Raw genomic sequence first — 19,619 nt, 5'->3', positions numbered from 1 at the left:
CAACGGCGTCAGGCCCGGACCTCTCGGGTCGATGAGGCGCAGCGGGCCGGATCGATGGCGGTAAGCCTCAGCCAGTGCCCCTCCGGCATCCGGCACAGCACCACCCGAAAGGCGCACTGACGCGAGGTGCTGTTGTCTCCCTCCCAGCTCTGTACAAAGCCGCACTCGTGTCCGCAGTCTTCCAGGCGTCGACGCAGCGCAGGAAAGCTGGCGGCGTCGACCTCGAGATTCAGTGTTCTCGGCGGCGTCGGGGTGTGGCTCGCCAGCAACATCAGCACCTGGGTGTTCTCGCCGCCTCCCAATTCAAGGGTCACCCCAGTGTCGCTGGCGACCAGCACCCGAAGGCCCAGTGTCGTCTCGAAGAACCGACGCATTCCCGCCAGGTCGCTGACCTCCAGGGCGCCCGGCTCCAGACTGAGATGCTGCATGACATGCCTCCGTGGGATCATGTGTCGGATTCAGTCTGGCGCCGAAGCCGCCGGTTTTCCCTTCAAGCCTGTTTATGGCCTTTATCGCCTGGCGCTATGGGCGTGGCGATTGGCCGCTTGCTGGTGCCTCCTTGCAAGACTTTTCAGGGCGTCTTGTCCATCTTCCTTTTCGTACAGATGGACGACGTCTTCGTCCATAGGTCGCCCTGCCTGAGTATGACGAATCGGCGGCAATGACGTGACCGCTGCATGACAGTCGCCCCCAACTCCTTGTTTTTTCTACCTCTGGCGAGGTAGTGCCGGTGCGCTTGCTCCGTGTGCAGGGAAATTTGTCATCTCAATGACATTGTCTAGACAACTGGCCTTCATCTTTGATGTCCAGACTGGCGCCATTCCTAGAGGAGAGGCGTCATGTCCATTCCCACCATCATCGTCGAGCGGCTCAACAAGAACTTCGGCCATAGCCGAGTGCTCGAGGATGTCAGTTTCGAGATCACCCCGGGGGAGATCGTTGCGCTGATCGGCCCGTCCGGCTCCGGCAAGTCCACCCTGATGCGTCATCTGGTCGGACTGACCTGCTGCAACCGTGATCGCGGTGGCCGAGTCAGCCTGCTGGGGCGCGAGATCCAGGCCAGCGGTCGCCTGCGCCGGGCCAGCCGTGGCCAGCGTTGCCGGGTCGGCTACATCTTCCAGCAGTTCAACCTGGTCAATCGCCTCAGCGTGCTGACCAATGTGCTGATCGGCCAGCTCGGGCGCATGCCGCGGGCGCGGGCGCTGCTCGGTCGCTTCAGCGACGAGGAACGCCAACGGGCCCTTCAGTGCCTGGCTCGGGTCGGCCTCGAGGGCATGGCCTACCAGCGTGCCAACACCCTTTCCGGCGGTCAGCAGCAGCGGGTGGCCATCGCCCGGGTGCTGATGCAGGACGCCGACGTCATCCTCGCCGACGAGCCCATCGCCTCGCTGGACCCGCGCAGCGCCCGGGAGGTGATGGAGATCCTCGAGCGGATTCACGCCGAGGATGGCCGCACCGTGGTCATCACCCTGCATCAGGTCGATATCGCCCGGCGCTACTGCCACCGGGCCATCGCGCTCAAGGATGGGCGCCTGTACTTCGACGGCAAGACCTCCGAGCTGACCGACGCACGCCTCAAGACCCTGTACGAGAACGCCGGCCTCGACGAGCTGCGTGCCGGCAGTCAACCCGACCTGCCGTCACCGCTGCGTGAGCCGAGCTACACCCAGGCCCAGACGGCTGTGTCGGCGCAGGTCGTCCATAGCTGAGCCACCACATCCTGCGACACCTGTTCCCACAACGACCGATAACCTTCAGGAGAATCCCATGTCTCTCGCATCCTTTCGTCGCCTGTCGCTGCCATTGATCGCCGGTATCGGCCTCGCCGCCAGTGCCCAGCTGGCCGCCGCCGAGACCGAGACCCTCAAGTTCGGCATCATCTCCACCGAGGCCAGCCAGAATCTGGCGCCGCTGTGGGACCCGTTCCTGGCCGATATGTCCGAGCAGATCGGCATGGAGGTCGAGCCCTTCTTCGCCACCGACTACGCCGCGGTGATCCAGGCCATGCGCTTTGATCAGATCGACCTGGCCTGGTACGGCAACAAGTCGGCCATGGAAGCCGTCGATCGTGCCGACGGCGAGATCTTCGCCCAGACCGTGGCGGCCAACGGAGCCCCGGGCTACTGGAGTCTGATGATCACCCACAAGGACAGCGACATCGAAAGCGTCGATGACGTCCTGGCCAACGCCTCCGAGCTGGTGTTCGGCAACGGCGATCCCAACTCCACCTCCGGCTATCTGGTGCCGGGCTACTACGTCTTCGCCAAGAACGGTGTCGACGCCTCGTCAGCCTTCAAGCGCACCCTGAACTCGAGCCACGAGACCAACGCCCTGGCGGTGGCCAATCAGCAGGTCGACGTGGCCACCTTCAATACCGAAGGCATGGAGCGTCTGGAAGTGACCGCGCCGGACAAGGCCGAGCAGCTGCGGGTGATCTGGAAGTCGCCGCTGATCCCGTCCGACCCGCTGGTGTGGCGCGGCGACCTAGACGACGCCACCAAGGAAAAGCTGCGTGAGTTCTTCCTGAACTACGGCGATGACGCCGAAGAGCAGCAGATTCTCGAGCCGCTGCAGTGGTCTGGCTTCGATGCCTCCGACAACGACCAGCTGTTGCCGATCCGTCAGCTGGCGCTGTTCAAGGAGCGCTCCGAGGTGGCCAAGGACGAAAGCCTGGACGAAGGCGATCGCGAGGCCCGACTGGCCGAGATCGACAGCCAGCTCGACGATCTCGATGCGCGCATGAAGGAAGTGCAGGCCGCCGAGGCGATGCCCGAGGATGCCGCCACCAACGCCGGCTGATGTGACGCCAGGCCGCGCCGGGACGAAGGCCCGGCGCGGCCTGGACCGCTCACGCTGTCACCGCTTTCTCAAGTTCCCCCAGGAAAACGCATGACCACCCAGACACAACTTTCCGGCATCAGCCTGCCGCCCAAGCGTAGCTGGACCACCCTGGCGCTGTGGGGCGTCGGCCTGGCGGTGCTGGCCTGGTCCTGGCAGGGCGTCGAGATGCGCCCGAGCCTGCTGGTGACCAACGCCGACAATATGGCGACCCTGGCCGGCGACTTCTTTCCCCCGGCCTTCGGCAACCTCGGCCACTACATCGAGCAGATGCTGGTGACCATCCAGATCGCCATCTGGGGCACCCTGCTGGCCATCCTGGTCGCCATTCCTGCGAGCCTTCTGTGCTCCGAGAATCTGGTGCCCTGGTGGGTCTACCAGCCGGTGCGCCGACTGATGGACGCCACCCGTGCCATCAACGAGCTGGTATTCGCCATGCTGTTCGTGGTGGCGGTGGGGCTTGGGCCTTTCGCCGGAACCCTGGCGCTGTTCATCCACACCACCGGGGTGCTGGCCAAGCTGTTTTCCGAAGCGGTGGAAGCCGCCGAGGCCGGGCCCATGGAAGGCATTCGGGTCACCGGAGCAGGGCGCATCGAGGAGATCGTGTTCGGTCTGATTCCCCAGGTGCTGCCGCTGTGGATCTCGGTGAGCCTGTATCGCTTCGAGTCCAACATCCGCTCGGCCACGGTGCTCGGCATGGTCGGTGGCGGCGGTATCGGGGTGGCGCTGTGGGAGACCATGCGCGGATTCCAGTACGCCGAGACGGCCACCATCATGCTGGTGATCATCATCGCCGTGACGGCGCTGGACATGGCCTCGCAGTTCGTACGCAAGCGCTTCATCTAGGCTGACACAGCAGAGCCGAGTAAGCAGACCAGAACGGCTGGTCTGCCGGTGGCTTCGGCCACCACCCGATACCTTCTTTTTTGGAGCGAAGATGTCTAGACAAGTGACCGAGGCAGGCAGCCCGCCGCGCTATCGCCAGTTGGCCGATGTCCTCTCGCGCGAAGTCCGGGCGCAGTACTCTCCCGGCGATCTGCTGCCCAGCGAAGCGGCGCTGTCCAGGCGCTTCGGCGTCAACCGCCACACCGTACGCCGGGCGCTGGACGAACTGGTGGCCGCCGGCATGGTGACCCGTCACCAGGGCCGTGGCACCCAGGTGGTGGACCGCCGCCTGGACTATGCGGTCAACGCCGCCAGCAAGGTCACCCACAACCTGGCGGAACTGGGCCTGGCCACCGAGACCTGCTGCCTGACCCAGGGCCTGGCGGTGCCGCCGGAGGCCATCGCCCAGCGCTTTGCGCGTGGGCCGGGCGAGAGCCTTCTGTGTGTCGACACCATGCGCCATGTCGACCGGGCCCCGCTGTTGCGGCTGCGCCACTGGTTCGACCCCGAACGGGTGCCGGGCTGGCTAGATCGCTATCGCGGTGGTTCGACCCGGGCGCTGCTGGACCAGCACTACGGGCTGCGCCTGAGGCGCTCCCGGGTGCGCCTGGAAGCGGTCCAGGCCGACGCCGACGACAGCCGCATGCTGCAGTGCGCCCGCCTGGCGCCGCTGGTGGTGCTGACCAGTGACAACGTCGACGCCGATGGTCGTCTGGTGGAGATCTCCGTCAGTCGGGCACGGGCCGATCGGCTGGCCTATCACTTCGACTTTCCCGCGGACGAGCGTCCGCAGTCCCACGACGACGAGGGCTTCTCATGACACCGACCATGACCCCGACGCAACGTCATCGCCTGCTCGCGTTGACTCCTTTCGACCGTCTTGCGCAAGGCTGGCAGTCCCTGGGCATCCAGGCGAGCCACCGCTGCGTGCGTGGCCCCGAGACCGGCATGGCGATGGTCCGTGGTCGCATGGGCGGCAGTGGCTCGGCCTTCAACCTGGGCGAGATGACCCTGACCCGGGCCAGCGTCGCCCTCGATGACGGCACCCTTGGCCATGGCTGGGTGCGTGGTCGCGACAAGGCCCACGCCGAGCTGATCGCCCTGGTCGACGCCTGCGCTCACCACGACCACTGGGCCAGGCGTATCGACAGCGAACTGATGGCACCGCTCGAGCAGGCACTCGATGAGCAGCGCAACCAGGCCTCGCAGACCGCCGCCGCCACCCGCGTCGACTTCTTCACCATGGTAAGGGGCGAATGAACATGACCCAGCAGACCTCCGAGGCCGTCCGGCCCCACGACTGGCCGGGACTCGCCGATCCCGTTCACGACAGTCAGCGGCTGTTTCGTCAGCTGCTCGGCGCCATGTCCGAGCCCGGCACCCTGACCGAGCTTGTCTTGCCGGAGCTGCCGACCGGCGCGGCGATCTCGCCCGCCGCCTGGGGCGCGCTGCTGGCGCTGTGCGACCTCGATACCCGGGTGTGGGTGGACCAGGGGCTGGCTGGCGCCAACCTCGCCGCCGCCCTGGCCTTCCACACCGGGGCGCGACTGACCGACGACCCGGCCCAGGCCGACTTCGCCCTGGTGACCCCTGACACCCTGTCCCGCGAAGACGGCTTCGCGCTGGGCTCGGACGCCTGGCCCGATCGCAGCACCACCCTGATCGTGATGGTCGAGGCGCTGGCGCAGGGCGAGGACTGGTGGTTATCCGGTCCCGGGGTACCCGGTCAGCGCGGCCTTGCGCTGGGTAACGCCGAGCGCGCGCTGCCGTTGATGCGTGTGCTCGCCGCCAATCGTGCCCACTTCCCCCGGGGGCTGGACGCCTTTATCGGCAGCGGGACGCGACTCACTGCCATCGCCCGCAGCACCCGCCTGGCCGGACCTGGATTGGCCACCACCGATGACGCCGAACATCAAGAGGAGACCGCCTGATGTATGTCGCCGTGAAAGGAGGCGAGAAGGCCATCGCCAATGCCCATCGCTGGATGGCCGATCGTCGTCGTGGAGAGCGCGACCAGCGCGAACTCGAGGTGTCCCAGGTCCAGCAACAGCTGGGGCTGGCGGTGGACCGGGTGATGGCCGAGGCCTCGCTGTACGATCCCGAGCTCGCCGCCCTGGCGCTCAAGCAGGCCAGCGGCGACACCGTCGAGGCGGTGTTTCTGCTGCGCGCCTATCGCACGACCTTGCCGAGGCTGGCCGAGACGCTGCCGGTGGATACCGGCGCCATGCGCATCGAGCGTCGCATCAGCGCCACCTTCAAGGACGTGCCCGGCGGCCAGGTGCTGGGTCCGACCTACGACTACACCCACCGGCTGCTCGACTTCATGCTGCTGGCCGGCGAGGAGGTCGAGACCGATACATCGGCGCCTCCGCGTGCCGAGGAAGGTCTCGAGGCCTGCCCCCAGATCCTCGACTGTCTCAACCATGAAGGCCTGATCGAGCGGGAAGAGGACGACAGCAGCGAGCCCTACGACATCACCCGCGATCCCCCCGACTTTCCGGTGGATCGCGCCACCCGGCTGCAGATGCTGGCGCGTGGCGACGAGGGCTACCTGCTGGCGCTGGGCTATTCGACCCAGCGGGGCTACGGGCGCAACCACCCCTTCGCCGGCGAGATTCGCCAGGGTGCGGTGGAGGTCGAGATCGAGGTCGAGGGCTTCGACGGGCCGGTGTGCGTCGGCGAGATCGCTATGAGCGAGTGCCAGATGATCAACCAGTTCGCCGGCAGCGGTGACACCGCCCCCCAGTTCACCCGGGGCTACGGCCTGGCCTTCGGCCGCAACGAGCGCAAGACCATGGCCATGGCGCTGGTCGACCGCGCCCTGCGCGCCGAGGAGCTTGGCGAGCCGATCCAGAGCCCGGCCCAGCAGGCCGAGTTCGTGCTGGCCCACGCCGACAGCGTCGAGGCCTCGGGCTTCGTCTCGCACCTGAAGCTGCCGCACTACGTCGACTTCCAGTCGGAGCTTGAGCTGATTCGCCGCCTGCGTCGAGAGCACGCCGAGCGTACCGCCGCCACGGCCGAGGCCGTGTCTGACACCCAAGCCGCCAGCGCACGTCCTGCACCAGGCGATGGCGACAGTACCCGTTCTGAAAAAGCCCAGACCGCAAACGCCCAGGCCAAGAACGTCCAGGAGAACGTCCGATGAACACCGCCATCGACAGTGGCTACAACTTCGCCTACCTGGACGAGCAGACCAAGCGCATGATTCGCCGTGCCCTGCTCAAGGCGGTGGCGATCCCCGGCTACCAGGTGCCCTTCGGCGGGCGCGAGATGCCGATGCCCTACGGCTGGGGCACCGGCGGCATGCAGCTGACCGCCAGCGTGCTGGGCGCCGACGACACCCTCAAGGTGATCGATCAGGGCGCCGACGACACCACCAACGCGGTCAGCATCCGTGCCTTCTTCGAGCGCGTCGCTGGGGTCGAGACCACCACCGCCACGGCAGAGGCCAGCGTGATCCAGACCCGTCACCGGATTCCCGAGAAGACCCTGCGCGCCGACCAGATCCTGATCTTCCAGGTGCCGATCCCCGAGCCGCTGCGCTTTATCGAGCCCAGCGAGGAGGAGACCCGGGTCATGCACGCCCTCGAGGAATACGGGGTGATGCACGTCAAGCTCTACGAGGACATCGCCCACCACGGCCATATCGCCACCACCTACGCCTACCCGGTGAAGGTCGACGGGCGCTACGTGATGGACCCCTCGCCGATTCCCAAGTTCGACAACCCCAAGCTGCACATGAGCGAGGCGCTGATGCTGTTCGGCGCCGGCCGCGAGAAGCGCCTCTACGCGATTCCGCCACACACCCGGGTGGAGAGCCTCGACTTCGAGGACCACCCCTTCGAGATCCAGGCCTGGGACGAGCCCTGCGCCATCTGCGGGGCCACCGACAGCTACCTGGACGAGGTCATCATCGATGATCAGGGCGCACGCATGTTCGTGTGCTCGGATACCGACTACTGCAACTCCCGCAGCGAGGAGAAGGCATGAAGCGCCCACAGCTTGAACGTCCCGCCCTGCTCGAGGCCCGCGCCATCCAGCGCCTGTACGGCCCCGGCAAGGGCTGCGAGGAGATCGACTTTACCCTGCACCAGGGCGAGGTGCTGGGCATCGTCGGCGAGTCCGGCTCGGGCAAGTCGACCCTGTTGCGGGTGCTCTCCGGGCTCGAGGCGCCGGATCGCGGTCAGGTGGTCTATCACGCCGGGGAGGCCGGCTCGGTCGGCGGCAGCCCCGGCAAGGACGAAGCGCTCGACCTCTACGCCATCAGCGAGGCACGCCGTCGCGCCCTGCTGCGCATGGAGTGGGGCCTGGTCCACCAGAACCCCCGGGATGGCCTGCGCCTGGGCGTCTCCGCCGGGGCCAACGTCGGCGAGCGGCTGATGGCGCTGGGCCAGCGTCACTATGGCGAGCTGCGCGCCGCCGGCCAGGACTGGATGGGCCGGGTCGAGCTCGACCCGGCGCGCATCGACGACGCGCCCCAGACCTTTTCCGGCGGCATGCAGCAGCGCCTGCAGATCGCCCGCACCCTGGTGACCCAGCCGAGGCTGGTGTTCATGGACGAGCCCACCGGCGGCCTCGACGTCTCGGTCCAGGCGCGGCTTCTGGACATGCTGCGCACCCTGACCCGGGAGCTCGGCCTGTCGGTGATCCTGGTCACCCACGACCTGGCGGTGGCCAGGCTGCTGGCCCACCGCCTGATGGTGATGCGCCGGGGCAGGGTGGTGGAGGCCGGGCTGACCGATCAGATCCTCGACGATCCGCAGCATCCCTACACCCAGCTGCTGGTGTCCTCGGTGCTGACGCCATGAATTCGCTTTCTCAGGAGTCCAAGATGACGTCCCCCTTTCTTACCGCCCGACGGCTCGACAAGACCTTCGTGCTGCACGCCCAGGGCGGCCAGGCGCTGCCGGTGATGCGCGGTCTCGATCTGTCCCTGTCGCCGGGCGAGTGCCTGGTGCTGGCCGGGCGCAGCGGCATCGGCAAGAGCACCCTGTTGAAGATGGTCAACGGCAACTACCGGGTCAGCGGCGGGCAGCTGACGCTGCACTTCGAGGACGGCGAGCTGGAGCTGTCGGCGCTGCCGGCCCACGCCTGGCACCTGTTGCGGCGCGACGTGATCGGCTACGTCAGCCAGTTTCTGCGGGTGGTGCCCCGGGTCTCGGCCCGGGAGGTGGTGATGGAGCCGCTGCTGGCCCGGGGCTGCGACGTGTCCGAGGCCCGCACCCGTGCCGAGGCCCTGCTGGCGCGGCTCAACCTGCCCGAGCGACTGTGGGAGCTGGCGCCGGGCACCTTCTCCGGCGGTGAGCAGCAGCGGGTCAATATCGCCCGTGGCTTTATCGCCGAGCACCCGCTGTTGCTGCTCGACGAGCCCACGGCGTCGCTGGACGCCGCCAACCGCGAGGTGGTGGTGCAGTTGATCGAGGAGGCCAAGGCCCGTGGCACCGCCATGCTCGGCATCTTCCACGACGAGGAGGTGCGCGAGCGGGTCGCCGATCGCCTGCTGGAGCTGGAAGGGCATATGCTGCTTGGTGGCGCCGACGCTGACCGCACCGGGTCAGACCATACCTCATTCCGTCAGACCGACTCCGGGGAGTCTCTTTCATGAACCAGGATCAGATTCTGACCAACGCCAGACTGGTGCTCGACGACGAGGTGGTGCACGGCAGCCTGGTGATCAAGGACGGCGTGATCAAGGCGCTGGAACGCGGCCCGGTGTCGCTGCCGGGGGTGATCGACTGCCAGGGCGATATCCTGATGCCCGGCATGATCGAGCTGCACACCGACAATATGGAAAAGTACTTCCAGCCAAGGCCCAAGGTGTCCTGGCCGGGCCGCCAGGCGGCGCTGGCCCACGACGCCCAGATGGCCGCCAGCGGCATCACCACGGTGTTCGACGCGGTGTCGATCGGTGACGTCGACGAGCAGAGCATGCGCCACGGGGCCCTCGACGAGATGGTCTCGTCCTTGGCTGCGATCAACGACAACGGCATGGCCCGGGTCGACCACCGTCTGCACCTGCGCTGTGAGGTGTGCCACCCGGATACCCTGGCGCGTTTCAAGAGCTTCATGGACTCGCCGCTGCTGGGGCTGGTGTCGCTGATGGATCACTCGCCGGGCCAGCGCCAGTTTGCCAGCCTCGATGCCTACCGGGTCTACTACCAGGGCAAGTACGGCCTGGACGATGCCAGTCTCGAGGCCTTTATCGAGAAGCAGCTGGCCAACAGCACCGCCTATTCCAGCGCCCACCGTCGCGCCATCGCCGAGCTGTGCAGCGAGCGCGGCCTGGCCCTGGCCAGCCACGACGACGCCACCGTCGCCCACGTGGCGGAAAGCCTCGAGTACGGCACCCGGGTAGCGGAGTTTCCCACCACCCGGGAGGCCGCCGAGGCCTCCCATCGTCACGGCATGGCGGTGATGATGGGCGCCCCCAACGTGGTCCGCGGCGGCTCCCACTCCGGCAATATCGCCGCGGCCGAGCTGGTGCGCCTGGGCGTGCTCGACATCCTGTCCTCCGACTACTACCCGGCGGCGCTGCTCGATGCGGTCTTCCGTATCGCCGCCATGGAGGACGGCTACGACCTGCCCCGCGCGGTGGCCACGGCCTCGCGTAGGCCGGCCGAGGCCGTGGGCCTTGATGATCGCGGACGCATCGCTCAGGGGCTGCGCGCCGACCTGGTGCGGGTGCGAGAGGTCGATGGCCATCCGCTGGTCCAGCGCGTGTGGTGCGCGGGCAGGCAGGTGCACTGATGCTGGTCTACCTGATCGGTGCCAGCGGCGTGGGCAAGGACAGCCTGCTCGACGCCGTGCGAAAGCGGCGCCCGGACCTGCTGGTGGCGCACCGCTACATCACCCGGGCAAGCGGCGTCGGCGAGGACTCGGTGGCGCTGTCGCCGGCCGAGTTCGAGGCCCGGCGGGCACGTGGCCTGTTCTGCCTTGACTGGGTCGCCCACGGGCTTCACTACGGCGTTGGCATCGAGGTGGAGGCCTGGCTGGCGGCCGGGGCCACGGTACTGCTCAACGGCAGTCGTCGCGAGCTCGCGGCCGCCCGTGCGCGCTTCGGCGAGCGCCTCACGCCGGTGGTGGTGACCGCCCCGCCCGGGGTGCTGCGTGAGCGGCTCGCCAGGCGCGGGCGCGAGAGCGACGATCAGATCAAGGCGCGCCTTGCGCGCCACGCCGAGGTGGAGGCCGAACTCGAGCGCTGCCATCCGGCGCTGGATCGCGTCGACAACGGTGGCAGCCTGGACGAGAGCGTCCGGGCGCTGGAGGCGATCATCGCCTCCCGCCTCTGACGGAGCCGGCGTCGAGTCTGTCGGCGCCGGCCTTGTGTCGATCGTCGACTACAGCGGCAGTGCGTACCACCTCATCAGCGCAAGCGGCTTGTGCCTCTTGCTTCAGCTCGGAGACTTCCATGGAGTTTCGCTTCAACGGCACCGGAGACAGCGCCCAGGTGCCTCGCTTCGGCTGCGACTGCCGCGCCTGCACTCGGGCCAGGGTGTTCACCAGCCATCAGCGTGGCCCCTGCTGCGCCGAGCTGAGCGTGGACGGCCGGCGCTACCTGCTCGACGCCGGGCGCATGGACCTGGCCCATAGCTGCGAGCTGGAGCGTCCCGCCGCCTTCTTCGTCACCCACTACCACGCCGACCATGTGCAGGGGCTGTTTCACCTGCGCTGGGGGACCGGCACGTCGATCCCGGTCTACGGCCCCAAGGATCCCAACGGCTGCGCCGATCTCTATCGCAACAGCGGCATCCTCGACTTCCAGCCGGGGCTCAAGCCGTTCAAGCCGCTGGACTTCGATGGGCTGACGGTGACCCCGGTGCCGCTCAATCACAGCAAGCCGACGCTCGGTTACTGCCTGGATGATGGCGGCACCCGCCTGGCCTACCTGACCGACACCCAGGGTCTGCCCGGCGCCACCGAGCGTTTTCTGCGCCAGTGGGACGCCGACGTCGTCGTGCTCGACGCCTGCCACCCGGCCAGCCAGCTCGAGACGCGCAACCACAACAGCATCACTCAGGCGCTGGAGATCATCACCCGGCTCGACCCGCCCCGGGCCTATCTCACCCACATCAGCCATGAACTGGACGCCGAGCGCCTGGACCAGCCGACCCCCTTGCCGCCCAAGGTGCGCATCGCCCGGGACGGCGAGACGCTGGAGGACTGGGATCGCCTGGAGGCGGTCTGCTAGGGCTTGCAGGAAAAGTGCCTGCGCTCGGTAATACGGCATTAAAAATCGGATCAACGTGCTCATTTACACCTCGTAAATTGCGCTGTCTCACCGATTTTTGCCTTGTCTAACCATCGCTCGCCGGCTTTTCGTACTAAGCCCAGGCAAGGCGCTGCTCCAGTTGCGGCCTTGGCTTCCTTCATGCTGACTTATCTGCGAGAGCACCCCTGATCATGTCCGATGTCCCCACGCCGTCTGTGTCTGACGGCTCCTTGTCTTGTGACTCGCCCAGTGGCTCACCCAGAGACTCATCCAGCGCGCTGGACCAGCCGACATCCCCGCGTCTTTCCGAGCGGCCTAACGTCGCCGCGGACGCTCGCCTGCACCACAGTGAGCTGGGGCGCTTCACCGAGGTCGGCAGTCGCTGCGTGTTCAACCATGTCAGTCTCGGCGACTACAGCTATATCGAGCGTGATGGTGACGTCATGTTCGCCACCATCGGCAAGTTCACCTCCATCGCTGCCAGCGTGCGCATCAACCCGAGCAACCACCCCTGGTGGCGGCCGACCCTGCATCACTTCAGCTATCGCCCCGGCAAGTTCGGCTTCAGCGACGAGGCCCTCGACGGCGAGGTATTCGCCTGGCGCGAGGCCGACCGGGTCGTCATCGGCCACGATGTCTGGATCGGCCACGGCGCCATCGTGCTGCCCGGCGTGACTATCGGTCATGGCGCCATCGTCGGCGCCGGCAGCGTGGTGACCAGAGACGTGCCGGCCTACCACATCGTGGTGGGCAACCCCGCCCGGGTGCTCAGGCCACGCTTCGATGATCCCGCCATCGCCGAACGGCTCGAACGACTGGCCTGGTGGGACTGGCCGGACGAGCGTATCAAGGCCCATCTGAAGGGCTTTCAGGGCGACGTTGAGGACTTTCTGGCCGAGGCGGAGCGGAGGACATCCAGGTAGAGACAAGAGGGGCAGGCGGTGTGGGGGAGGCTTCATGACCCCTAGTCGGTTGGACATTGACGTTATAGGGCGCCGACATACGCCAGCGACTTTGCTGAATTGAAACGATTGATGACGCTTTGATGGCAGCGTTGTGAATCGCCGCCTAGCTTTCCTGAATCGTCGGGAGGAGCGCTCGAGCAGTGGCCAGGGCTCGCAGATTCTCTCCGGCTCTGTCGGCGACCGTCCCTGCTCAGGAGTGCCCCTTTTGATCCACCGCCTCTTTTCCCCAGTGCAGCGCCCCCCGACCCTGACGGAGGCGCTGGTATCGCTGATCGCCCTGGTGGTCGGCATCGGCGTATCCATCGTCGTCTACGGGCTCGACCCGCAGATTCCCATGTTGCTGGGGGTGATCGTGGCAAGCCTGGTGGCGCTGCGCTGCGGCTACCGCTGGGACGATATTCAGGAAGGCATGGTGCGAGGCATCCACAACGCCCTGCCGGCCCTGATCATCCTGATGGTGGTGGGGGTACTGATCGGGGTGTGGATTCAGGCCGGGGTGGTGCCGACGCTGATTTCCTATGGCCTCAAGCTGCTGTCGCCGACGATCTTCCTGCCAGCGGCGGTGGTCATCTGCGCCATCTCGTCGCTGGCGACCGGGTCGAGCTGGGGCACCTCCGGCACCCTGGGGGTGGCGCTGATGGGGATCGGCGGCTCGCTGGGGATTCCGCTGCCGCTGGTGGCCGGGGCGGTGCTGTCCGGGGCCTACTTCGGCGACAAGATGTCGCCTCTGTCGGATACCACCAACCTGGCACCGGCCATGGCCGGTACCGACCTGTTCACCCATATCAAGCACATGTCCTACACCACCGGGGTCAGCATTGGCCTGACCCTGGTGATCGAGATGGCGCTGAGTCTTTACTACTCGGGCACGTCCGGCGGGCTCGAGCGGGTCGAGGTGATGCAGCAGACCCTGGCGGCGCACTACGTCATCAACCCGGTGCTGCTGCTGCCGCCCTTGCTGGTGCTATTCGTGTCCTACAAGCGGCTGCCGGCGATACCCGGCATCACCCTGGGGGTCATCGCCGGAGGTCTCTGTGCACTGGGCATGCAGGGGGCCGACTACGCGGAACTGATGCAGGTGGCCTTTGGTGGCGTGACCTCCGATACCGGTGTCGAGGCGGTGGACAGCCTGCTTAGCCGCGGCGGCCTGAACTCGATGTTCTACACCATCAGTCTGGTCATCGTGGCGATGATGTTCGGCGGGGTCATGGAGCGCACCCAGCAGCTCAGGACCATCGCCGAGACCATTCTGAAGGCGGCAAGGACCCGGGGCTCGCTGATCCTGTCCACGGTGCTGACGTCGATCGGCGCCAATGTGGTGCTGTGTGATCAGTACATGGCCATCGTCATGGGCGCACGTACCTACGCCGAGGCCTACCGAGAGCGGGGACTGGCGCCGGAGAACCTGTCCCGGGCGGTGGAGGATTCGGCCACCGTCACCGCCAATCTGGTGCCCTGGAACTCCGGCGGCGCCTACCAGGCGGCGACGCTGGGGGTCGCGACGATTGCCTATCTGCCGTTCAACTTCTTCTGCTGGTTGTCGCCGCTGGTCACCGTGCTCTACGGCTACACCGGCTGGACGATCAAGCCGCTGGCAGCACCCGAGGGCGACGCCACGCCAGCGGTACCAGGCGCCAAGGAGTGAAGACAGCGCCAAGGGGGCGGTGGCGCCAAGGCGACACAGGAGCTACACCGGAAAGTCGTGCTGGCTGCCATCCGCCAGCTCGATGGTCAGGCTGACCTTTCCACCGATGGCTTCGACATAGCGCTTGATGGAGCTCAAACGCACGTCCTGGCCGCCTTTTTCCAGTCCTGCGATGGTGGGTTGCTTGACTCCCAGCGCATCCGCCATCTCGCGCTGGGTCATTTCCGCCAGTTTGCGAATGTCAGCGATCCTGAGCTCGGGCAGCATGGCGTCGGCTTTCTTCCTGGCTCTTTCGACGAGCGCTGGATCTTCGCGGGAGATCAGCGTCTCCAAATCTGTGGCCATGGGGTTGCCTCTCTGAGGACTGACCAGATGGTCATGGTGCGCGTGCGACTTTGTGGTCGCCCCGTGGCTTTACTATCGGAAACGATCGCCCCGTGGGCCATAACACAGGCCATTTGCGCCTAGATTGTCAGACCCTGTGGCAAGACACCTGACGCAAGAAGCGAAAAAAAGCGCCACCTGCGGTAGTAACCTCAGGTGGCGCCTTTGGTCAGGTCTGATCGACGATCAGCCCGTCAAGAGATCAGCGATGGCAGCGTCGGTCTGCCGGTCTACTGATCCCACTTCGGTGCGAAATCGGGGCTGGCGACACGCTCGCCCCGATCCAGCTTGGCGATGGCGTCCATGTCCTCCTGGGACAGCTCGAGCTTCAGCGCCTCGAGATTGCTCTTGAGGTTCTGCTCCTTGGTCGAGGAGGGGAAGGTCGGGATACCGAGCTGGTTGAGCCAGGCGATGGCGACCTGGGCCGGATTGGCGCCATGCTTCTCGGCGATGGCCTTGAGCGTCTCGTCCTCGAGCACCTTGCCCACGGCCAGCGGCATGAAGGCGGTGGGGATGATGCCGTGGCGTTCGCAGTGGGCGATCAGTTCGCGGTTCTGCAGGAAGGGGTGGACCTCGATCTGGTTGGTCAGGATCTCTCCCTTGCCGAGGATATCCACCGCCTGATCGATGTGCGCCTTGGTGAAGTTGGACACCCCAATGTGGCGCGCCTTGCCGGCGACCTTCACTTCCTTGAGGGCGGTCAGGTAGTCGCGCATGGGGACTTCATCGTCCGGCGACGGCCAGTGGATCAGCAGCAGGTCGACGTAGCCGGTGCCCAGCTTGGACAGGCTCTCCTCGACGCTTGCCTTGAGTGATACCGGATCCAGACGATCCCACCACACCTTGGTGGTCAGGAAGATCTCGTCGCGGGGGACCGAACTCGCTTCGATGGCGGAGCCGACCTCGGCTTCGTTGCCGTAGAACTGGGCGGTATCGATATGCCGATAGCCAAGCTTCAGCGCGGTGGTGACCGCGTGACGCAGGGTGTCGCCCGTCAGGCGAAAGGTACCGAGACCGGGGTTGGGGATAGGCTGAGACATCTTGGCTCCATTGTCGTGGCGAGGCCCGCACAGCGGGACCCTGGATTCCTTTGTCACCGGCAGGCCGGTGTTTTGCCGATACGTGCTTCGATGTGTCGTTAATGACATGCGGGGAGACCCTTGCGACTTCAAGGGTTCGTCAAAAAAAATTTAGCAGGCGAAGCAATAATGCGACAGCCACGAGGCTCTTCCGTTCGCTCGGTGGCTGTCGCGGGACGCGGGTCGCGGGTCGCGGGCTTCAGGCGCTGGCCAGGCGAGCGGCGCGACGCTGATCGAGCCTGCCGGACAGCCGGGTCAGTACCAGCGCCGCCAGCACGATGATGGCGCCGATCCAGGCGGTGTCGGTCAGTGCGAGGTGCGTGACCACCTGGCCTCCGACCACCGAGCCCAGCGCGATGCCGATATTGAAGGCAGCGATATTGAGCCCTGAGGCCACGTCCACCGCTTCGGGCACATAGCGCTCGGCCAGCTTGACCACGTAGACCTGCAGGCCCGGCACGTTACCGAAGGCGAAGGCGCCCCACACCAGGATCGTCAGCACCGCGGCGACCGGGTGGACGGCGCTGACGCTGAGCACCAACAGGATGGCGACGAGTCCGGCAAAGATCAGGGTCAGGGCGGGGATGGGGCCGAGACGGTCGGCCAGCCTGCCGCCGTAGAGGTTACCGATGGCCACCGAGGCGCCGTAGACCAGCATGATCAGGCTGACCATGGACGGCGCGAAGCCGGTGGTCTGCTCGAGGATCGGGGCGAGGAAGGTGAAGGCGGTGAAGGTGCCGCCGTAGCCCAGGATGGTGATGGCGTAGACCAGCAGCAGTCGCGGATGGGTCAGTACCTTGAGTTGCTGGCCCAGCGTCGCCGGAGCCGAGCGCTTGAGGTTGCCAGGAATCAGCAGGGCGCTGCCGATCAGGGCGAGCAGGCCGAGCGCCGAGACCACCAGGAAGGTCGCGCGCCAGCCGAAGGTCTGGCCGATCCAGGTGCCCAGCGGCACGCCGGTGACCAGTGCCACGGTCAGGCCGGTAAACATGATGGCGATGGCGCTGGCTTCCTTGTCCTTGGCGACCAGGCTGGTGGCAATGGTGGAGCCGATCGAGAAGAACACGCCGTGGGCGAGGCCGGTCAGTATGCGGGCGGTGATCAGCGAACCATACCCGGGGGCCTGCCAGGCCAGTAGATTGCCGGCGATGAACAGCGTCATCAGGCCGAGCAGGACCCACTTGCGATTGAAGCGGCCGGTCAGGGCGGTCAGTACCGGTGCCCCTACCGCGACACCGGCAGCGTAGAGGCTGACCAGCAGTCCCGCAGAGGGCAGGCTGACGCCCAGGTCCTGGGCGATGGTGGGCACCAGTCCGACGATGACGAACTCGGTGGTACCGATGGCGAAGGCGCTGAGGGTCAGCGCAAATAGCGCGATGGGCATCTGTTTCTCCTGTCGAGATGGCGTCGTCTCGGGAGACGACTTGACGACGCGGAGTCTGGGGGAGGAGACTTTTGCGATAAACGCGTCTAATCGAGAAACACTTTTGTCGCTATCGAGACAATTGCGCGCTAAACAGAAACGAACTCAGCAGCGCCGAACCGAACAGGAACCGCAACGATGAAGACCCGCTCAGAAGATCTGGAACTGCTGCTGGCGGTGGTCGATAGCGGCGGCTTCAGCGCCGCGGCGTCGCGTCTGGACGTCCCGGTGGCGCGGGTCTCCCGGGCGGTGCAGCGCCTGGAACAGCGCCTCGAGGTGCCGCTGTTGAACCGCACCACGCGAAGCGTCGCCCTGACCGATGAAGGCTGTCGCTTTATCGAGCAGGTGCGCGTCGGGCTCGAGCGCTTGATCGCCGCCGAAGAGTCGCTGGCACTGGGGCGCGGCGAGCCCAGCGGACGCCTGCGAGTGGACGCTGCCAGCCCCTTCGTGCTGCACCAGCTGGTACCTCTGGTGGGAGAATTCCGTCGTCGCTATCCCGGTATCGAGCTGGAGCTGTCCGCCAGCGACGGCATCATCAATCTGCTTGAGCAGCGTGCCGACGTGGCCATTCGCATCGGTGCCCTGGCGGACTCCACCCTACACGCCCGGTTGCTGGGGCGCTCGCGGCTGTACCTGGTGGCGAGCCCCGCCTATCTCGAGCGGGCCGGACGGCCAGCCTCGGTGGCGGAGCTGGCCGATCATCAGCTGATCGGCTTTCTCGCCCCGACGGCACTTAATCGCTGGCCGGTGGAGGGCCTGGACGAGGAGATCACGCCCACGCTTGCGACCTCCAGTGGCGAGGTGATGCGAAACCTGTGCCTGGCCGGGGAGGGCATCGCCTGCCATTCGAACTTCATGGTGGGCGATGATATCGCCAGCGGACGCCTCGAGGTCATCCTGCCTGACGCCATGCGCCACGGCGGTCCCCGGGAACTGGTGCAGGCGGTGTACTACCGCAATACCGCCCTGTCTGTCCGCATTCAGGCGTTTCTCGACGTCATCCAGCCCAGGCTGCGGCTGTAACGGGCGGTCCTTGCCACCGGGTTTGCCCAGCGGGTTCTTGTGTCGGGCCATTTCCCACCGCTATTGCCAAGGGCTATTGCTAAGGGCTATGGCGTCGCTTCTGCCTGCACCTCGGCAAACCGACGCCGAAAGCGCTGAACAAACTCCTCGGCCAGCCGCGACAGCGGCTGGTCCCGGGGCGTCAGCAGGTAGAAGGTCTCGGTCAGGGGCTCTTGCAGCGGTAGCGCAATGCTGTCGCTGCCGCCCATGGCGCGGGCGTTGAGGGCGTCGACGATGGCGATGCCGGCGCCCTGGCCAACCAGACGGGTTGCCTGCAGCGCCAGCGACACCTCCAGCCGCGAGCGTGGCGTGACGCCTCGCTCGGCCAGGGCTCGCTCCAGCGTCTGGCGGCTGGGGTCTCCCGGTTCATAGTGGATCAGCGTCTGGCCATCGAGGTCCTTAAGGGCGATGCTCTCGCGCCTTGCCAGCGGATGATCCCGGGGCAGCAGGCAGACGCTATCGAGGGTGAAGGCTGACGCACCAAGGCGCTCGTCCTGGCCGCCCAGCAGGGAAAAACCGATCTCCGAGCGCTGGGTGACCACGTCTTCCACCACCTGCTCGGAGCGGAAGGTGGACAACCGCAGGTGCTGGTCCGGGTGATCCTTGGCCATCCCGGCGATGACGTCCGGGACAAAGGTCAGGCCGAGCAGCGGCATGGCGCTGATGCCGAGCCCGCCAAGCTCGCGCTGGCGAATCCGCCGGGCGCTGTCTCTGAGGTGTTCGAGTCCCTGCCACAGGCGCTGCTGTTCGCGATAGAACAGGCGCGCCTCCGGCGTCGGTACCAGGCGTCCCTTGATCCGCGAGAACAGCGCAAAGCCGAGGTCGTGTTCGAGCTGCTTCAACAGCCGAGTGACGCCTGGCTGGGCGATGCGCATGCGGCTGGCGGCGGCGGTGACGCTGCCGCTGTCCATGGTGTGTTGAAAGGCCTGCAACTGGCGGTCACTGAGCCGGGGGCTGTCCATCGCTGTCCTCCATCGAAACCTCCACTGAACCCACCCATCAGCCCCACCCATCAGCCCTGCATCCAGCCCTGCATCGAAAGGAGCCATAACATCAGGGCATGGGTTTGCCATTGATTGGTATTGGATCGTATGGGATGTGGATTCTATCGTCGAGTCATCGGCAATCGACG

At 66.4% G+C, this 19,619-nt stretch carries 21 protein-coding genes; 16 read left to right on the top strand and 5 right to left on the bottom strand.

All coding sequences use genetic code 11. From position 1 onward, the window contains the following. Nucleotides 1–8 precede the first annotated feature (8 nt). Nucleotides 9–428: a glyoxalase/bleomycin resistance/dioxygenase family protein gene (locus KUV74_RS19055; RefSeq protein WP_045994223.1), complete on the bottom strand. Its 420-nt coding sequence runs from the start codon at nt 426–428 to the stop codon at nt 9–11. A 411-nt stretch (nt 429–839) separates the two neighbouring features. Here KUV74_RS19055 and phnC point away from each other — a divergent pair, with 411 nt between their 5' ends. The 15 genes from phnC to nhaC all read left to right on the top strand — a co-directional run bounded on the left by phnC (nt 840) and on the right by nhaC (nt 14,542). Beyond that, a complete protein-coding gene (phnC, locus tag KUV74_RS19050; RefSeq protein WP_108133444.1) occupies nt 840–1,709 on the top strand; it encodes a phosphonate ABC transporter ATP-binding protein in 870 nt (289 codons plus the stop codon). 58 nt (nt 1,710–1,767) lie between these two features. Then, nucleotides 1,768–2,799 carry a phosphonate ABC transporter substrate-binding protein gene (gene phnD / locus KUV74_RS19045; RefSeq protein WP_045994225.1) on the top strand — a complete coding sequence of 344 codons (1,032 nt, stop codon included), beginning with the start codon at nt 1,768–1,770 and terminating at the stop codon, nt 2,797–2,799. Between the two features lie 90 nt (nt 2,800–2,889). Continuing rightward, the gene (phnE, locus tag KUV74_RS19040) at nt 2,890–3,684 is read left to right on the top strand and encodes a phosphonate ABC transporter, permease protein PhnE (protein ID WP_045994226.1); all 795 of its coding nucleotides are present in this window, start codon (nt 2,890–2,892) and stop codon (nt 3,682–3,684) included. A gap of 91 nt (nt 3,685–3,775) precedes the next feature. Then, nucleotides 3,776–4,543 carry a phosphonate metabolism transcriptional regulator PhnF gene (gene phnF, locus KUV74_RS19035; protein ID WP_083970561.1) on the top strand — a complete coding sequence of 256 codons (768 nt, stop codon included), beginning with the start codon at nt 3,776–3,778 and terminating at the stop codon, nt 4,541–4,543. After that, on the top strand, nt 4,540–4,983 hold the full coding sequence (gene phnG, locus KUV74_RS19030) for a phosphonate C-P lyase system protein PhnG (RefSeq protein WP_239452594.1): 444 nt from the start codon (nt 4,540–4,542) through the stop codon (nt 4,981–4,983). Before phnF ends, phnG begins: the two co-directional genes overlap by 4 nt. Nucleotides 4,984–4,985: 2 nt before the next feature. Beyond that, nucleotides 4,986–5,654, top strand: a complete 669-nt coding sequence (gene phnH, locus KUV74_RS19025; protein ID WP_222517123.1) for a phosphonate C-P lyase system protein PhnH — start codon at nt 4,986–4,988, stop codon at nt 5,652–5,654. Further along, a complete protein-coding gene (locus KUV74_RS19020) occupies nt 5,654–6,868 on the top strand; it encodes a carbon-phosphorus lyase complex subunit PhnI (protein WP_222517122.1) in 1,215 nt (404 codons plus the stop codon). Before phnH ends, KUV74_RS19020 begins: the two co-directional genes overlap by 1 nt. Next, nucleotides 6,865–7,713, top strand: coding sequence for an alpha-D-ribose 1-methylphosphonate 5-phosphate C-P-lyase PhnJ (locus KUV74_RS19015; RefSeq protein WP_045994227.1), 849 nt, complete (start codon nt 6,865–6,867; stop codon nt 7,711–7,713). The genes KUV74_RS19020 and KUV74_RS19015 overlap by 4 nt, the downstream gene beginning before the upstream one ends. Beyond that, nucleotides 7,710–8,531, top strand: coding sequence for a phosphonate C-P lyase system protein PhnK (phnK, locus tag KUV74_RS19010; protein ID WP_045994228.1), 822 nt, complete (start codon nt 7,710–7,712; stop codon nt 8,529–8,531). Before KUV74_RS19015 ends, phnK begins: the two co-directional genes overlap by 4 nt. A 23-nt stretch (nt 8,532–8,554) precedes the next feature. Next, a complete protein-coding gene (gene phnL / locus KUV74_RS19005; protein WP_222517121.1) occupies nt 8,555–9,328 on the top strand; it encodes a phosphonate C-P lyase system protein PhnL in 774 nt (257 codons plus the stop codon). After that, nucleotides 9,325–10,470 carry an alpha-D-ribose 1-methylphosphonate 5-triphosphate diphosphatase gene (locus tag KUV74_RS19000; protein WP_222517120.1) on the top strand — a complete coding sequence of 382 codons (1,146 nt, stop codon included), beginning with the start codon at nt 9,325–9,327 and terminating at the stop codon, nt 10,468–10,470. Before phnL ends, KUV74_RS19000 begins: the two co-directional genes overlap by 4 nt. Then, entirely contained in the window at nt 10,470–11,012 is a 543-nt protein-coding gene (gene phnN / locus KUV74_RS18995; protein WP_222517119.1) for a ribose 1,5-bisphosphokinase, read from the top strand. The genes KUV74_RS19000 and phnN overlap by 1 nt, the downstream gene beginning before the upstream one ends. A gap of 119 nt (nt 11,013–11,131) precedes the next feature. Further along, nucleotides 11,132–11,911: a phosphonate metabolism protein PhnP gene (gene phnP / locus KUV74_RS18990; protein ID WP_222517118.1), complete on the top strand. Its 780-nt coding sequence runs from the start codon at nt 11,132–11,134 to the stop codon at nt 11,909–11,911. A gap of 212 nt (nt 11,912–12,123) precedes the next feature. After that, on the top strand, nt 12,124–12,855 hold the full coding sequence (locus KUV74_RS20940) for a DapH/DapD/GlmU-related protein (protein ID WP_261395592.1): 732 nt from the start codon (nt 12,124–12,126) through the stop codon (nt 12,853–12,855). Nucleotides 12,856–13,102: 247 nt separating this feature from the next. Beyond that, nucleotides 13,103–14,542: a Na+/H+ antiporter NhaC gene (gene nhaC / locus KUV74_RS18980; RefSeq protein ID WP_222517117.1), complete on the top strand. Its 1,440-nt coding sequence runs from the start codon at nt 13,103–13,105 to the stop codon at nt 14,540–14,542. A gap of 42 nt (nt 14,543–14,584) precedes the next feature. On the opposite strand, the gene KUV74_RS18975 is transcribed toward nhaC, so the two are convergent. From KUV74_RS18975 to KUV74_RS18965, 3 genes are all read right to left on the bottom strand, one after another. Beyond that, a complete protein-coding gene (locus KUV74_RS18975) occupies nt 14,585–14,887 on the bottom strand; it encodes a helix-turn-helix domain-containing protein (RefSeq protein ID WP_222517116.1) in 303 nt (100 codons plus the stop codon). 269 nt (nt 14,888–15,156) lie between these two features. Further along, entirely contained in the window at nt 15,157–15,966 is an 810-nt protein-coding gene (gene dkgB / locus KUV74_RS18970) for a 2,5-didehydrogluconate reductase DkgB (RefSeq protein WP_222517115.1), read from the bottom strand. 238 nt (nt 15,967–16,204) lie between these two features. Then, a complete protein-coding gene (locus tag KUV74_RS18965; RefSeq protein WP_222517114.1) occupies nt 16,205–17,386 on the bottom strand; it encodes an MFS transporter in 1,182 nt (393 codons plus the stop codon). A gap of 177 nt (nt 17,387–17,563) precedes the next feature. On the opposite strand from KUV74_RS18965, the gene KUV74_RS18960 reads away from it, so the two are divergent. Then, nucleotides 17,564–18,448, top strand: a complete 885-nt coding sequence (locus KUV74_RS18960; protein WP_222517113.1) for a LysR family transcriptional regulator — start codon at nt 17,564–17,566, stop codon at nt 18,446–18,448. Between the two features lie 86 nt (nt 18,449–18,534). On the opposite strand, the gene KUV74_RS18955 is transcribed toward KUV74_RS18960, so the two are convergent. Next, nucleotides 18,535–19,449: a LysR substrate-binding domain-containing protein gene (locus KUV74_RS18955; protein WP_222517112.1), complete on the bottom strand. Its 915-nt coding sequence runs from the start codon at nt 19,447–19,449 to the stop codon at nt 18,535–18,537. Nucleotides 19,450–19,619: the final 170 nt, after the last annotated feature.

The sequence above is a fragment of the Halomonas sp. DP1Y21-3 genome (assembly GCF_019801245.1).
GTDB classification, from domain to species: Bacteria; Pseudomonadota; Gammaproteobacteria; order Pseudomonadales; family Halomonadaceae; genus Halomonas; species Halomonas litopenaei.
Note: the sequence above shows the minus strand (reverse complement) of the source record. Positions and strands in the feature narration are given on the sequence as shown.

Coding starts and splice junctions, on each gene's coding strand:
- KUV74_RS19055 (WP_045994223.1), bottom strand. CDS start 428: ATGCAGCATCTCAGTCTGGAGCCGGGCGCCCTGGAGGTCAGCGACCTG.
- phnC (WP_108133444.1), top strand. CDS start 840: ATGTCCATTCCCACCATCATCGTCGAGCGGCTCAACAAGAACTTCGGC.
- phnD (WP_045994225.1), top strand. CDS start 1,768: ATGTCTCTCGCATCCTTTCGTCGCCTGTCGCTGCCATTGATCGCCGGT.
- phnE (WP_045994226.1), top strand. CDS start 2,890: ATGACCACCCAGACACAACTTTCCGGCATCAGCCTGCCGCCCAAGCGT.
- phnF (WP_083970561.1), top strand. CDS start 3,776: ATGTCTAGACAAGTGACCGAGGCAGGCAGCCCGCCGCGCTATCGCCAG.
- phnG (WP_239452594.1), top strand. CDS start 4,540: ATGACACCGACCATGACCCCGACGCAACGTCATCGCCTGCTCGCGTTG.
- phnH (WP_222517123.1), top strand. CDS start 4,986: ATGACCCAGCAGACCTCCGAGGCCGTCCGGCCCCACGACTGGCCGGGA.
- KUV74_RS19020 (WP_222517122.1), top strand. CDS start 5,654: ATGTATGTCGCCGTGAAAGGAGGCGAGAAGGCCATCGCCAATGCCCAT.
- KUV74_RS19015 (WP_045994227.1), top strand. CDS start 6,865: ATGAACACCGCCATCGACAGTGGCTACAACTTCGCCTACCTGGACGAG.
- phnK (WP_045994228.1), top strand. CDS start 7,710: ATGAAGCGCCCACAGCTTGAACGTCCCGCCCTGCTCGAGGCCCGCGCC.
- phnL (WP_222517121.1), top strand. CDS start 8,555: ATGACGTCCCCCTTTCTTACCGCCCGACGGCTCGACAAGACCTTCGTG.
- KUV74_RS19000 (WP_222517120.1), top strand. CDS start 9,325: ATGAACCAGGATCAGATTCTGACCAACGCCAGACTGGTGCTCGACGAC.
- phnN (WP_222517119.1), top strand. CDS start 10,470: ATGCTGGTCTACCTGATCGGTGCCAGCGGCGTGGGCAAGGACAGCCTG.
- phnP (WP_222517118.1), top strand. CDS start 11,132: ATGGAGTTTCGCTTCAACGGCACCGGAGACAGCGCCCAGGTGCCTCGC.
- KUV74_RS20940 (WP_261395592.1), top strand. CDS start 12,124: ATGTCCGATGTCCCCACGCCGTCTGTGTCTGACGGCTCCTTGTCTTGT.
- KUV74_RS18975 (WP_222517116.1), bottom strand. CDS start 14,887: ATGGCCACAGATTTGGAGACGCTGATCTCCCGCGAAGATCCAGCGCTC.
- dkgB (WP_222517115.1), bottom strand. CDS start 15,966: ATGTCTCAGCCTATCCCCAACCCCGGTCTCGGTACCTTTCGCCTGACG.
- KUV74_RS18965 (WP_222517114.1), bottom strand. CDS start 17,386: ATGCCCATCGCGCTATTTGCGCTGACCCTCAGCGCCTTCGCCATCGGT.
- KUV74_RS18960 (WP_222517113.1), top strand. CDS start 17,564: ATGAAGACCCGCTCAGAAGATCTGGAACTGCTGCTGGCGGTGGTCGAT.
- KUV74_RS18955 (WP_222517112.1), bottom strand. CDS start 19,449: ATGGACAGCCCCCGGCTCAGTGACCGCCAGTTGCAGGCCTTTCAACAC.